This window comes from Methylibium sp. T29 (assembly GCF_000576205.1).
GTDB lineage: Bacteria > Pseudomonadota > Gammaproteobacteria > Burkholderiales > Burkholderiaceae_C > Methylibium > Methylibium petroleiphilum.
The window spans coordinates 1-13,755 of sequence record NZ_AZND01000089.1; the positions used below are offsets into that span (position 1 = coordinate 1).

The following is a 13,755-nucleotide window of genomic DNA, read 5'->3' on the forward strand; positions in this document are numbered from 1 at the left end:
CGGCGCGGCGTCGACCGCGGCTTCGTGCTGTCCGACCACGCCGACTGGCCGGCGTTGCTGGAGGCGATCGGGGCCACCGGCGCCGGGCGCATCGTCGTGACGCACGGCGAGACCGGCCCGCTGATCCGCTGGCTGCGCGAGCAGGGCCTCGACGCCGCCGCCTTCCAGACCGAGTACGGCGACGAGGACGAGACCGCCCCGCCGGCCGCGGAGACCGGCGGTGCGTGACTTCGCCCGGCTCTACGCCGCTCTGGATGCGACCACCTCGACGCACGAGAAGCTCGAGGCGCTGACGGCCTACTTCCGGGCCGCTCCCGCCCGCCATGCCGCCTGGGCGGCCTACTTCCTGGCCGGTGGCAAGCCGCGACAGGCCGTGCCGACGGCGCTGCTGCGTCAACTGGCCGCCGAGCGCGCCGGCCTGCCGCCCTGGCTGTTCGACGCCTGCTACGAGGCGGTCGGCGATCTGGCCGAGACGATCGCGCTCGTGCTGCCGCCGCCGGTGCGCGACAGCGCGCTCGGCCTCGATGACTGGATGCGCGAGCGCATCGGTCCCTTGCGCGGTGCGCCGCCCGAGCAGGTGCGCACGGCGCTGTTCGATGCGTGGGACGAACTCGACACCCCCGGCCGCTTCCTGCTCGGCAAGCTGATCGGCGGCGGCTTTCGCGTCGGCGTCTCGCGGCTGCTACTCACGCGCGCGCTGGCCGCGGTGGCCGGGCTCGACGCCAAGCTCATCGCCCAACGGCTGATGGGCTGGACCGACAAGGGCGCCCAGCCGACGGCCGACGCCTACGCCGCGCTGCTGGCGCCGGAGGCCGCAACCGGCGACGCCTCGCCCGGCGGCCAGCCCTACCCGTTCTTCCTCGCGCATCCGCTGCAGGCCGAGCCGCAGACGCTCGGCGCGCTCGCCGATTGGCAGGCCGAATGGAAGTACGACGGCATCCGCGCCCAGCTCGTGCGGCGCGGCGGACAATCCTGGCTCTGGTCGCGCGGCGAGGAGCTGATCACCGACCGTTTCCCCGAGCTGGCGAAGCTGTCGCTGCCCGACGGCGCGGTGATCGACGGCGAGATCGTCGTTTGGCAGGACAGCCGACCTGCCCCGTTCGCAGCCCTGCAGCGGCGCATCGGCCGCAAGACCCTCGGAGCGCGCCTGCTGCAGGAGTTACCAGCGGTGCTGATCGCCTACGACCTGCTGGAGCAGGAGGGTGTCGACCGGCGCGACGAGCCCCAGCACCTGCGGCGCATGCGCCTCGAGCAACTGATCTCCGCGACCGCCGACCCCGCGTTGCAGCTCTCGCCCCAGGTGCAGGCCCCCGACTGGGCTGCACTGGCCGTGCTGCGCGACACCGCCCGCGAGCGCGGCGTCGAGGGTCTGATGCTGAAGGCACGCGAGGCGCGCTATGGCGTCGGTCGCACCAAGGACGTCGGCGTGTGGTGGAAGTGGAAAGTCGACCCCTATGCCGTCGACGCGGTGCTCGTCTACGCCCAGGCCGGCCACGGGCGGCGCGCCTCGCTCTACACCGACTACACCTTCGCGGTGTGGGACGCCGCGCCGGACGGTGCGCCCGGCGAGCGCCGCCTGGTGCCGTTCGCCAAAGCCTACTCCGGCCTGAGCGACGCCGAGATCGCTCGCGTCGACGCGGTGATCCGCAAGACGACGATCGAGAAGTTCGGGCCGGTGCGCAGCGTGCGGCCGACGCTGGTGTTCGAGATCGGATTCGAGGGCATCGCTCTCTCGACGCGCCACAAGGCGGGCGTCGCGGTGCGCTTCCCGCGCATCCTTCGGCCACGTCCCGACAAGCCGGTCGAGGAGGCCGACACGCTCGCCACGCTGAAGGGCCTGCTCGCATGAACCGGCGCGCGTCGCCGCCAGCCGCACTCGACGGCTGGTTCGCCGCTCGCGGCTGGCAGCCGTTCGCGTTCCAGCGCAGGGTCTGGGCGGCGGCCGCGCGCGGCCAAAGCGGCCTGCTGCACGCCACCACCGGCGCCGGCAAGACCTACGCGGTCTGGTTCGCCGCCCTGGGCCGCGCGCTGCAGCAGCGGGCCGCCGGCACCGACGACAGCCGCGGCCTGCGGGTGCTGTGGCTCACACCGATGCGCGCTCTCGCCGCCGACACGCAGCGTGCGCTCGAGGCGCCGCTCTCCGAGCTGATGCCCGGCTGGCGCGTGGGCCTGCGCACCGGTGACACGCCGAGCTCCGAGCGCGCGCGCCAGGCGAAGTCGCCGCCCGCCGCGCTGGTCACGACGCCCGAGAGCCTGTCGCTGATGTTGAGCCAGGCCGACGCGGCGCGGCGCCTGCAGCACGTCGACATGGTGATCGTCGACGAATGGCACGAGCTGATGGGCAACAAGCGCGGCGTGCAGACCCAGCTCGCGCTGGCGCGGCTGCGGCACTGGCAGCCGCGCCTCGTCGTGTGGGGCCTGTCTGCGACGCTGGGCAACCTGCCGCGCGCGCGGCAGGTGCTGCTCGGCGACGCCGACGCCCAGGGCGTGCTGGTGCAGGGCCGCCTGCCCAAGCGCGTGGTGGTCGACACCCTGGTGCCGCCGAACCCGTCGCGCTTCCCCTGGGGCGGCCACCTCGGCATCGAGATGCTGCAGCCGGTGATCGACGAGATCGACCGGCACACGACCACGCTGGTCTTCACCAACACCCGCTCGCAGGCCGAGATCTGGTACCAGAAGCTGCTCGATGCGCGCCCCGACTGGGCCGGCGTGCTCGCGCTGCACCACGGCTCGCTCGATCCTGCACTGCGCGGCTGGGTCGAAGAGGGTCTGAAGTCGGGCCGGCTGAAGGCGGTGGTCAGCACCTCCAGCCTGGACCTGGGCGTCGACTTCCTGCCGGTCGAGCGCGTGCTGCAGATCGGCAGCCCGAAGGGCGTGGCGCGGCTGCTGCAGCGTGCCGGCCGCAGCGGCCATGCGCCCGGCCGGGTCTCACGGCTCACGCTGGTGCCGACGCACAGCCTCGAGCTGCTCGAGGCGGCCGCGGCGATCCGCGCGGTCGCCGCGCGCCGCATCGAGTCGCGCCGTGCACCGGACAAGCCGCTCGACGTGCTGGTGCAGCACCTCGTCACCGTCGCGCTCGGCGGCGGGTTTCGCGCGTCGGACCTGCTGGCGGAAGTGCGCCGCACCGACGCCTACCGCACGCTGACGGATGTCGAGTGGCAGTGGGCGCTCGACTTCGTCGCGCGCGGCGGACAGAGCCTGGTCGTCTACCCCGAGTACCGCCGCGTGCTGCCCGACGACGACGGCATGTACCGCGTGCCCGATGCGGCGATCGGCCGCCGACACCGCATGGGCATCGGCACCATCGTCTCCGACGCCGCGATGCAGGTGCGCTTCCTGAACGGCACGCGGCTCGGAAGCATCGAGGAGTCGTTCATCGCGCGGTTGCGCCGCGGTGACCACTTCCTGTTCGGGGGGCGCCGGCTGGAGTTCGTGCGCAGCCATGAGATGACCGCCTTCGTGCGGCCCGCGACCGGCCGGCGCGGCGCGGTGCCACGCTGGCAAGGCGGGCAGATGCCCCTGTCGTCCGAGCTGGCGCACGCGGCACTGGAGCGGCTGCAGCAGGCTGCGCGTGACCGTTTCCCCGGTCCCGAGATGCGGGCGCTGCGCCCTCTGCTCGAACTGCAGGCGCGCTGGTCGGCGCTGCCGGCGGCCGACGTGCTGGTGGCCGAGGCTATGCGCAGCCGCGAGGGCCAGCACCTGTTCCTCTATCCCTTCGCCGGGCGCCTCGTGCACGTCGGCCTTGCCGCGCTGCTGGCCTACCGTGTCGGCGCACGGCAACCGGCGAGCTTCTCGATCGCCGTCAACGATTACGGCTTCGAGCTGCTGAGCGCCACCCCCGTGGACTGGTCCGCGCTGCTCGCGACGCCAGAGGCCGCGCAGCGCCTGCTGACGACCGACGCATTGCTGGAGGACGTGCTGGCCGGCCTGAACGCCACCGAGCTGTCGCGCCGAAGATTCCGAGAGATCGCCCGCGTTGCAGGCTGGTGTTCCAGGGCTACCCGGGCCAGGCGCGCAGCGCACGGCAGCTGCAGGCTTCGTCGAGCCTGTTCTTCGACGTGTTCCAGCGCCATGACGCCGGCAACCTGCTGCTGGGCCAGGCCGAGCGCGAAGTGCTGGAACAGGAGCTGGAGCTCGGCCGGCTGCGTGAGACGCTCAACGAGCTGACCCAGCGACGCCTCGCCTTCGTCGAACTGCGCCGCGCAACGCCGTTCGGCTTCCCGCTGATGGTCGAGCGGCTGCGCGAGGCGCTCAGCACCGAGGCGCTGACGGACCGCGTCGCGCGGCTGCTGCGCGAACTCGAGCGAGCCGCCGCTCCGTGATGACCATGCAGATCGACATCGCCGGCGAAACCCTCGAACTGCTGCCCGCCCGGGCCGCATGGTGGCCGCGACAGCGGCTGCTGGTGGTGGCCGACGTGCACTTCGGCAAGGCCGCCGCCTTCCGCGCCGGCGGCCTGCCGGTGCCGCATGGCACGACATCGCAGAATCTGGCGGCGCTGGACACGCTGCTGGCATCGCGGCCGGCGCGCGGCATCGTCTTCCTCGGCGACTTCCTTCATGCTCGATCTTCTCAGGCTGGCGCCACTCTGGCGGCACTGCGGGCCTGGCGTCTGCGCCATGCGGATCTCGCGCTGACACTGGTGCGCGGCAACCACGACGCCCACGCCGGCGACCCGCCGGCCGACCTGGGCCTCGCGGTCGTGGACGAGCCCTGGCAGCTCGATCCCTTCGCATTCGGCCATCACCCGCGCCCGTCGGCCGGGCCGCATCTGCTCTGCGGTCACCTGCATCCGGTGCATCACCTGGCCTGGGGTGGCGAGCGCCTGCGGCTGCCCTGCTTCGTGGTCGGCCCGCAGCGCACTGTGCTGCCGGCGTTCGGCGCCTTCACTGGCGGCCACCCGGTGACGCCGGCCGATGACGACCGCCTGTTCGTCGCTACCGACGACGCGGTCTTCGCGGTGCCGCGCTGAGAAGACCCCGGATCAGCCGGTCGCGGCCAGCCGGCGGGCCGGCCACGCGCCCGCGCCAACCATCGCGCCCATCAGCCAGAACACGCCGGCCGCACCGAATGCCGCGCCGGCCATGCCGAAGCCGAGCGGCATCAGCGCGCTGGACAGGTTGATGGTCATCGAGCGCAGCGCGATCGCCTCGCCGTGGCGCGCCTGCGGCGTGATCTGGTGCAGCGTGGACATGATCATCGGCTGCACCGTGCCGAGTGCAAGGCCCAGCACCACCGCGCAGGCGCCCATCGCCAGCGCCGCGTGCGCCAGCGGATAGACGGCGAACACGGCAGCCGTCAGCAGCATCGCGCCGGCCAGCACCGCGCCCTCGCGCAGCCGGTGAGCGAGCAGCGGAATCACCAGCCGCACACCGGCCACCGCGAGCGCGAAGGCGCCGAGGATCAGTCCGATCGCCGACGCGCTGAGCCCGCGCTCGTGGCCCAGCACCGGCACCACGAAGCTGTGCACGTCCCAGCTGCTCGACAGCAGCCAGTTCACCAGCAGCAGCCGGCGCATCGGGGGCGCCGTCAGCAACTCCCAGGAAGCACGGTGGCTGCGCGGCGCACCGGCGGGAGCCGCTGCGGGCACCTCGCGCGGCACCCGGCGCGACCACAACAGGCTCGCGAGCGGCAGCAGGGCCAGCACCGCGAAGGCGGCACCGAAGCCGGCCGCGTCGATCACCACACCGGCGATCACCGGGCCGACCACATTGCTCAGCGCCGGCGCCAGGCCGAGCCAGCTGAACACGCGCTTCAGTCCGGTCGGGTCGCTCACCAGCCGGCCGGCCGTGCGCTGGATCGCGATCAGGCCGAAGTTCGCGCCACCACCACACAACATCGCGGCGGCACACAGCACCGCGTAGTGCCAGCCGACCGGCAGCAGCGTCGCCAGCACGGCCAGCAAGGCGCCGCCGAAGGCGAGCGCCACGGCCCAGCGCAGCGGGCGGTGGTAGCCGTGACGGTCGGCCATGCGGCCCGCCGGCAACGCGAGCACGATCGGCGCGACCGCGAACAGGGCCAGCAGCCCGCCGACCGCTGCTGCGCTGTGGCCTTCGTGCAGCGCGAGCAGTGGCGCGGCCATGCGCAGGCCGGTCATCGCGGCGTGCAGGCAGAGCTGGCCGCCGATCAGCGGCAGCAACCGCAGCGCCAGCGCCTTCGCGCGCTGAGCCGCCGGCGCGTCCTCAGCCACGGTGGTCGCGCGGGACGGGTTCTCGCTCCTCGTCTTCCACGGTCTCGAGGCCCCCCGGCAGCAGCGCCTGGGCCCGCGTCTCGTCCAGGGCCTCGACCGTCTTCAGCTTGCGCTGCATCACGTTCGTGCGGGTCTGGGCCGCATCGATGGTGTTGCTGGCCTCCTCGAGTTTCTTCTTCGTCTTGGCCAGCACCTCGCCGAACTTCGCGAACTCCTGCTTCACTGCGCCCAGCACTTCCCAGACCTCGGCCGATCGCTTCTCGAGCGCCAGCGTTCGAAAGCCCATCTGCAGGCTGGTCAGCGTGGCCAGCAGCGTGGTGGGGCCGGCCAGCGTCACGCGGTGCTCGCGCTGCAACGCCTCCACCAGCCCGGGCCGGCGCAGCGCCTCGGCGTACAGGCCCTCGGTGGGGACGAACAGGATCGCGAACTCGGTGGTGTGCGGCGCGGCGACGTACTTCTCACGGATGGTGCGCGCCTCCAACCGCAGGCGCTGCTCGATCGCCCGCGCCGCCGCCTCGGCCGCCGGTGCGTCGGCGCGCTCCTGCGCATCGAGCAGGCGCTCGTAGTCCTCACGCGGGAACTTGGCGTCGACCGGCAGCCAGGTCGGCAGGCCATCGTCGCGCCGCCCCGGGAACTTAACCGCGAATTCGACGCGCGCGCCGCTCCCAGGCACCGTCTCGACGTTGACGCCGTACTGCTCGGGCGTGAACACCTGCTCCAGCAAGCCGGCGAGCTGCACCTCGCCGAACACGCCGCGCGTCTTGACGTTGGTCAGCACGCGGTTGAGCGAACCCACGTCACGCGCCAGCCCCTGCATCTCGCCCAGGCCGCGGTGCACCTGCTCCAGCCGGTCGGCCACCTGTTTGAAGCTCTCTCCGAGACGCTGCTCCAGCGTGGCGTGCAGCTTCTCGTCCACCGTCTGACGCATCTGCTCAAGCTTCTTCTCGTTGTCGGCCTGCAGCGCCGTCAACCGCGCCTCGACCGCTTGGCGGACCTCGAGCAGTCGTCGTTCGTTGGCCTCGGACAGCGCGCGCAGCTGCTCGGCCTGGCTGTCTCCGAAGCGCTTGAGCGCGCCGTCCTGCGCCTCGCGCGCCGCCAGCGCCGACTGGGTGAGCGCGCCAGTGCTGCCGCGCAGCGTGTCCGACAGTGCCTGCTGCGTGGCCGCGAGCTGGGTGCGGAAGGAGTCGATCTGCTCGTTCTGCGTGCGCGCCACGTCGCTGCTCTGGTTCAGCAGCGTCTGCTGAAACAGGCCGAGCGAGGCGGTCAGTTCCTGGCGTGTGCCGCGCGCGCTCTCCTGCACCTCGCCGCGCAGTTCACGCTCCAGACGCTCGGCGTCGCCACGGACGGTCTGCTGCAGCCGCTCGCCGAGCCCGCGCAACGGCGCATCGTCGGGCCGACGCAACGCCAGCCACAGCAGCAACACGAGATTGAGCGCCAGTAGCGCGAGGACCAGGAGGGGCGACCAGTCGGGCAGTTGCATCGTGCCGTGATTGTGTCAGCCCGTCCCGGCCTCGCGACCGGTCATGAACTCAGCGCACCGTCAGCATGCGGCGCAGCGTGTTGTCGCGCAGCCGGTAGTGATGGAACAGCGCGGCGCCCGCGTGCAGCGCGATCACGCCGTAGGCGATGCGCCCCACGTCGCCGTGCCAGCCACGCAGCCACTTGCCCAGGTCCTTGTTCTCGGAAGCGAGCGGTGGTAACTCGATGCCGAAGAACGGCACCGGGTCGCCGCGCAGGCTCAGCATCACCCAGCCGACCAGCGGCATGCCGACCATGAAGGCGTACAGCAGCAGGTGCACCGCGTGCGCGGCCAGCCGCTGCGCGCGCGGCGGCGCCGGCACGATGGGCGGCGTGCCGCCGCGCCATCGCCCCCACAGGCGCACCAGCACCAGGCCCATCACCGTCAGGCCGATCGAGAAATGCGCATGGCGCAGGAACTCGCGCAGCGGCGTGCCGCGCTCGAACAGCACGCGCAGCTCGATGCACAGGTAGGCCAGCGCGATCAGCGCCAGCATCAGCCAGTGCATCGTGACGGACAGCCGCCCATAGGCAGCCGGCGCAGCGTCAGGACGCATGGGCCGCGACTCAGAAGCTGAAACGCGCGCCGGCGTAGAGCTGGCGCGGCACACCGGCGAAGGCCCCGTTGACCCGGCTGACGAGATAGCGCTTGTCGGTCAGGTTGGTGGCGCTCAGGTACAGCGTCACGCCCTGCGGCTTCAGGCGGTAGTTGAACGAGGCGTTGAGCGTCGTGTAGCTCGGGATCACGCCCGACTGTCCATCCGCCGCCGGCGCCCGCGTGTTGAGCGCATCGGTGTACTGCTCGCTCACGTGCGTGAGGCCGATGCGCGCATCCCAGGTCGAGCCGTGCTCGTAGCCGAGCCCGGCCGACAGCAGGTGCCGCGGCGCGTAGGGCAGGCGCTTGCCACGGGCATTGGCGAACACCGTGGTCTCGTCCTCGCCGGGCGCGAAGTCGGGCGTCAGCAGATCGCTGTCGAACCGGGCGGTGAACAGGCTCGTGTAGCTCAGTGTCAGGTAGGGGTTGTGGGGCCGGCCCTGAAGGCGGCCGAAGTCGATGCGTGAACCGAACTCGACGCCGCGGTTGAGGGTGCGACCGGCATTCGCGAAGGTCTGCCCCAGGCCGACCGCGTAGCCCGGCAGGATCTGGTTCTTGAAGTCGATCTGGAACAGCGTGGCCTCCAGCTGCACGCCCTGCCGCGGACGATGGCGCATTCCGAGCTCGATGTTGGTGCTGAGCTCCGGGTCGACCTTCTGCAGGTCGGCGTCGCCGGGTGGCAGGTTGGCATCGGGCCGAGGCGGCGCGATGCCGCGGTGGATGCCGGCGAACAGCGTGGTGTTGGCGAGGCCGAAGTAGGTCAGCCCGAAACCGGGCAGCAGCTCGTTGTTGCGTTGCGATGTCTCGATGCCGGGCGTGACCGGCGCGAACTCGTCCTGCGTGATGCGGTTCTTCTGACGGTAGCTCTCGTAGCGCACGCCGGGCGTGAACGACCAGTCACCGGCGTAGAAGGTGTTCTGAACGTAGGCGGCGACGGCGTCAGTCTCGATGTCGAATTCGTCGCGCAGTCCGGTGCCGGGCGAGTGCTCGCGCGCGGTGGGTGTCGCGCCGTTGTAGCGCTTGCGGTTCACCTTCTCGTGGTGCAGCCGCACCCCGGCGACCAGCTCGCTGCGCAGGCCGAAGGCGCCATGCTGCATCTCGAGGCGCGGTTCGATGCCGTAGAACTCGTAGCGACGCGGACGCATCTGGTTGCCGCACAGGCTCGCGAACTGCTCGAAGCCATTCGGCACCGTGTAGTCGATGTCCTCCGGACAGCCGGCAACGAGGCCCGCACCGTCAGCCCCGACCTCATCGAAGCGCAGGCCTTCGCGCTCCTTCTCGGCTTCCACACCGTCCGCTTCGGCCTCGACGATCGCGTCGAGCTGGCGGTACGAGGCGCGATCGGTCTTCTGGTAGTAGACCTGGGTCGCGAGCCGCGTGGTGTCGGAGAAGTTGAAGCTGTGCACGGCCTGGAAGGCGGTGCGCTCGAGCTCGAAGACATCGTTGCGGAAGGCGTTCTGGTACGGGTCGGCGTCGTAGCGGGCCTGGTCGAGGCCGGCTTCGCCGAACTTCGAATCCTCCTCGTAGTAGCCGAACTTCAGGCGCAGCGACTGCTTGTCGCCCAGGTCGAACTCGGTCTTCAGCGACGCGTCGCGGATGCGGTGGAAGCTGCCGTCGCGGCTGCCGTTGCCTCGGCGCAGTGCCGCCTCGGCGAGCCAGCCGCCCCAGTCGCCGCCGCTGCCGACCGCGCCGGCGGCACGGCTGAAATTGCGGTCACCGACCGCCAGGTCCACTTCGCCGCCGAAGCTGCGCCGCACCGGCTTGGTCACGAAGTTGATCACGCCACCCACCGTCTGCGGTCCGTGGACGATCTGGCCCGAGCCCTTGATCACCTCGACCCGCTCCACACGCTCCAGCGGCGTGTGGTAGTGGGCCGTCGGGTCGCTGTAGGGCGCCAGGTGGATGGGCATGCCGTCCTCCAGCAGCAGCGTGCGGCTGGTACGGCGCGGGTCCAGCCCGCGGATGCCGATGTTCAGATTCAGCCCGAAGGCGTCCTCGCCGACCACGTGCAGGCCGGGCACGGCCTGCAGCGCCTCGCGGACCGAATAAGGCCGCTCGGCCTCGAGCTGCCGGGCGCCGACCACCGCGCTCGATCCCGGCACGGCTTCCAGCCGATCCGGCAGCGTGCCCGTCACGGTCACGCTCGGCAGGGCCGAGATCGCGCGTCGGTCGGGCGCGATTTCCTGCGCCGAACCGAACGAGGACAGACAGGCCAGCGCCACGCCGGGCGCGAACCGGCTCGAGGTTTTCTTGGAGGGGGTCATCGTCGAATCCGTGAAAGTCAGAATGAGGAAAGACGCGCTCTCAGGCGCGTCCGTCATTCAAACTGACAACAAGCTGTCGACGACCGGGAAAAGCTCCCGCTCTATTTGCGGGAAAACGCCGAGACGGCCTCGCACGAGGCATTCCGATCAGCGCGGCGCCAACACCTCCGGGTTCACCGGCGTCGGCGGACGACCAGCCTGCGGCCCGCAGCCCAGCGCCGCGATCAGGTTGTCGACCGCCAGGCTCGCCATCGCGCGGCGCGTGGCGACGGAGGCGCTGGCGATGTGCGGCGTGAGCACGACGTTGGGCAGTTCCAGCAATGCCGGGTTCAGCTTCGGTTCGCCCTCGAACACGTCGAGCCCGGCCGCGGCGATGCGGCGCGCCTTCAGAGCCTCGGCGAGCGCCGCGTCGTCCACCACGCCGCCGCGCGCGATGTTGGTGAGCGTGGCGGTCGGCTTCATGTGCGTCAGCTCGACTGCGCCGATCGCATGGTGCGAAGCCGCCGAGTACGGCAGCACCAGCACCAGGTGATCGGACTCGCGCAGCAGCGTGGCCTTGTCGACGTAGCGCGCGTTCAGGGCGGCCTCGATCTCCGGCGCCAGCCGCGAACGGTTGTGATAGATCACCGGCATGCCGAAACCCAGCGCGCCGCGCCGTGCGATCGCCTGGCCGATGCGGCCCATGCCGAGGATGCCGAGCGTGGCGCCATGCACGTCGGAGCCGACGAGCTGGTCGTAGTGCCACTTCGTCCATTCGCCGCGCCGCAGGTAGTGTTCCGATTCCGCGATGCGCCGCGCAGCGGCCATCATCAGCGCGAAGCCGAAGTCAGCGGTGGTCTCGGTCAGCACGTCGGGCGTGTTGGTGACGATGACGCCGCGCGCCGTGCAGGCGGCCACGTCGATGTTGTTGTAGCCGACCGCCATGTTGCAGACCGCACGCAGCTGCGGGCAGGCCGCCAGCACCTCGCGTCGATGCGCTCGCTGCCGGTGGTGAACGCGCCGGCCTTGCCTTGCAGGCGCGCAATCAGCTGTGCCTTGTCGAGCACCGTGTCGCTCGGGTTGTCCTCGACCTCGAAGTGCGCGCGCAGGCGATCGACGATGTCGGGGAAGGCGGCACGCGCCACCAGGACCTTGTCCATGCGTTCTTGCTCCTAGAGAAACCAGATGAAGGTCATCACCGCGAACAGCGGCAGCAGGATGCCGCAGCTCCAGACCATGTAGCCGAAGAAGCTGGGCATCCGGAGCCCGCGGTCCTCGGCGATCGCCTTGACCATGAGGTTGGGCGCGTTGCCGATGTAGCTGTTCGCGCCCATGAAGACCGCGCCGGCCGAGATGGCCGCCAGCACCGGCGCCAGCGTCGTCATCAGCACCTGCGGGTCGCCGCCGGCGAGGTTGAAGAACACCAGGTAGGTCGGCGCGTTGTCGAGGAAACTCGACAGCAGCCCCGACGCCCAGAAGTACATCGCCGGGATCGGCTGTCCGTCGGGCGCGGTGACGAGCCCGACGATCGACGCGAACACGCCCGCCGGGCCGGCCTTCAGCATCGCCAGCACCGGCGCGATGGTCAGGAAGATGCCGGCGAACAGCTTGCCCACCTCGAGCATCGGCGCCCAGTTGAACTGGTTGCTGTCGTGCACGCCGCGCGGCGTGAGCTTCAGTGACAGCAGCGTCACGCCGACCAGCGCCACGTCGCGCACCAGTTGCGGCAGGCCGACCGGGGTGCCGAAGACCGCGAATTCGATGCCCGGCTGCCAGGTGCCGCTCATCAGCACCAGTGCGACCACCACGCCCAGCAGCAGCAGATTGACCTTGCCCTCGATCGCGAAGCCCGGCGTGTCGGGCGTCGGGTCGACCGGGCACACACCTTCCTTCACGTAGTAGTGGCGGTCGATCACATAGAAGATGGCCAGCAGCGCACCGACCAGGAACAGCGTCTCGGGAAAGATGTGCTTCACCGTCCAGAAGAAGTCCACCCCCTTCAGGAAGCCGAGGAACAGCGGCGGGTCGCCCAGCGGCGTCAGCGAACCGCCTGCGTTCGAGACGATGAAGATGAAGAAGATGACGACATGCGCCGCATGCCGGCGGTTGTCGTTGGCGCGGATCAGCGGTCGGATCAGCAGCATCGACGCCCCGGTGGTGCCCATGAAGCTCGCCAGCACCGCGCCGATCGCCATCAGCACCACGTTGAAGCCCGGGCTGCCGTGGAAGTTCCCGCGGATGTGGATGCCACCGGCCACCGTGAACAGCGCGGTCAGCAGGATGATGAACGGGATGTATTCCGCCAGCGCCGCATGGACCAATGCCGCAGCGGCGGCGCCGGCGCCGAACAGCGCGCCGAACGGCAGCATGAAGGCCGCCGCCCAGCCGAGTGCGACCTTGCCGTAGTGGTGGTGCCAGAAGGCGGGCACCAGCAGCGGCATCAGGGCGATGGACAGCAGGATGCCTGCGAACGGGACCGCCCAGACCACGCCGAGGGCACTGCCGTCGATCTCGGCCGCCCCCGCGACGGTGGGCAGGCAACCGACCAACGCCAGCAGAATGAAATGCCATCGCGCGGCGCGGCGGGGGTGGAGTGCGACGGTCAGCATTGATATATCAGTTGTCAGGAAGTTGTGAGCATACGCTGCGCGACGTGGGCGGCCGCCAGATCCCAGGCGGCATGGCCGACGGTCTTGAACACCGGCGCAGCGCCACCTTCCGGCCGGGCATCGAGATGGTCGACGAGTTCGGTGACGCCGGACCAGACCACTGCCGCCTGGATCAGGTCGCCGGCTTCGTGGCGTGCGCCGTCGAGCGCATCGACGACGACGCGGCGCGCCCGCAGCAGCGCTGGCGGCAACTCGGCCATTTGCGGCGTGAAAGCCCCGACGCCGACCACCAGCAGGCCGGCGGGCTGTTGGTCCGGCAAGACCGGCCGCAGGCTCGTGGTCAGTGTCACGACGGCCTGCGCTGTACGGAGGGCGTCGGCAAGATGGCCATGTGCCGTGAGCTCGACGCTGCCCAGTTCGGCCGCCAGCCGCTCAGCGAACGCGTCGGCCTGCGCCGTCGTCCGGCCCACGACATGCAGCGCCCTCACCTCGCCCAGTTCAGCCAGCACGCGCGCGTGCGCCAGCGCCTGCGCGCCGGTGCCCAGCAAGGCCACCGACCGGACCGGCGCGGTCGAGAGTACGCGCAGGCCGAGCGCCGTG

General features: G+C 71.0%; 7 protein-coding genes and 4 pseudogenes. 4 read left to right on the forward strand and 7 right to left on the reverse strand.

Going from position 1 to position 13,755, the window contains the following annotated elements:
- The 4 genes and pseudogenes from x551_RS11980 to pdeM form a co-directional block, all read left to right on the forward strand.
- A pseudogene (locus x551_RS11980) lies at window positions 1–228 on the forward strand (DNA ligase-associated DEXH box helicase); the annotation flags it as partial.
- Window positions 221–1,849 (forward strand): ATP-dependent DNA ligase, encoded by a 1,629-nt coding sequence (locus x551_RS11985; protein WP_036233180.1) that lies wholly within the window; start codon window positions 221–223, stop codon window positions 1,847–1,849. The pseudogene x551_RS11980 and the gene x551_RS11985, both read left to right, overlap by 8 nt.
- Window positions 1,846–4,322: pseudogene (locus x551_RS11990) on the forward strand (ligase-associated DNA damage response DEXH box helicase). The gene x551_RS11985 and the pseudogene x551_RS11990 overlap by 4 nt, the downstream one beginning before the upstream one ends.
- A gap of 5 nt (window positions 4,323–4,327) precedes the next feature.
- Window positions 4,328–4,972 carry a ligase-associated DNA damage response endonuclease PdeM gene (pdeM, locus tag x551_RS11995; protein ID WP_036233189.1) on the forward strand — a complete coding sequence of 215 codons (645 nt, stop codon included), beginning with the start codon at window positions 4,328–4,330 and terminating at the stop codon, window positions 4,970–4,972.
- 12 nt (window positions 4,973–4,984) lie between these two features.
- On the opposite strand, the gene x551_RS12000 is transcribed toward pdeM, so the two are convergent.
- The 7 genes and pseudogenes from x551_RS12000 to x551_RS12030 form a co-directional block, all read right to left on the reverse strand.
- The gene (locus x551_RS12000; RefSeq protein ID WP_051495767.1) at window positions 4,985–6,190 is read right to left on the reverse strand and encodes an MFS transporter; all 1,206 of its coding nucleotides are present in this window, start codon (window positions 6,188–6,190) and stop codon (window positions 4,985–4,987) included.
- Window positions 6,183–7,670 carry a DNA recombination protein RmuC gene (gene rmuC / locus x551_RS12005; protein WP_011829113.1) on the reverse strand — a complete coding sequence of 496 codons (1,488 nt, stop codon included), beginning with the start codon at window positions 7,668–7,670 and terminating at the stop codon, window positions 6,183–6,185. The genes x551_RS12000 and rmuC overlap by 8 nt, the downstream gene beginning before the upstream one ends.
- Window positions 7,671–7,719: 49 nt before the next feature.
- Window positions 7,720–8,265 carry a cytochrome b gene (locus x551_RS12010; protein ID WP_011829112.1) on the reverse strand — a complete coding sequence of 182 codons (546 nt, stop codon included), beginning with the start codon at window positions 8,263–8,265 and terminating at the stop codon, window positions 7,720–7,722.
- A 10-nt stretch (window positions 8,266–8,275) separates the two neighbouring features.
- Entirely contained in the window at window positions 8,276–10,567 is a 2,292-nt protein-coding gene (locus tag x551_RS12015; protein ID WP_202796709.1) for a TonB-dependent receptor, read from the reverse strand.
- Window positions 10,568–10,714: 147 nt separating this feature from the next.
- A pseudogene (locus x551_RS12020) lies at window positions 10,715–11,706 on the reverse strand (D-glycerate dehydrogenase).
- Window positions 11,707–11,718: 12 nt separating this feature from the next.
- Window positions 11,719–13,155, reverse strand: coding sequence for a sodium:proton antiporter (locus tag x551_RS12025; RefSeq protein WP_011829109.1), 1,437 nt, complete (start codon window positions 13,153–13,155; stop codon window positions 11,719–11,721).
- Between the two features lie 14 nt (window positions 13,156–13,169).
- Window positions 13,170–13,755: pseudogene (locus tag x551_RS12030) on the reverse strand (ornithine cyclodeaminase); the annotation flags it as partial.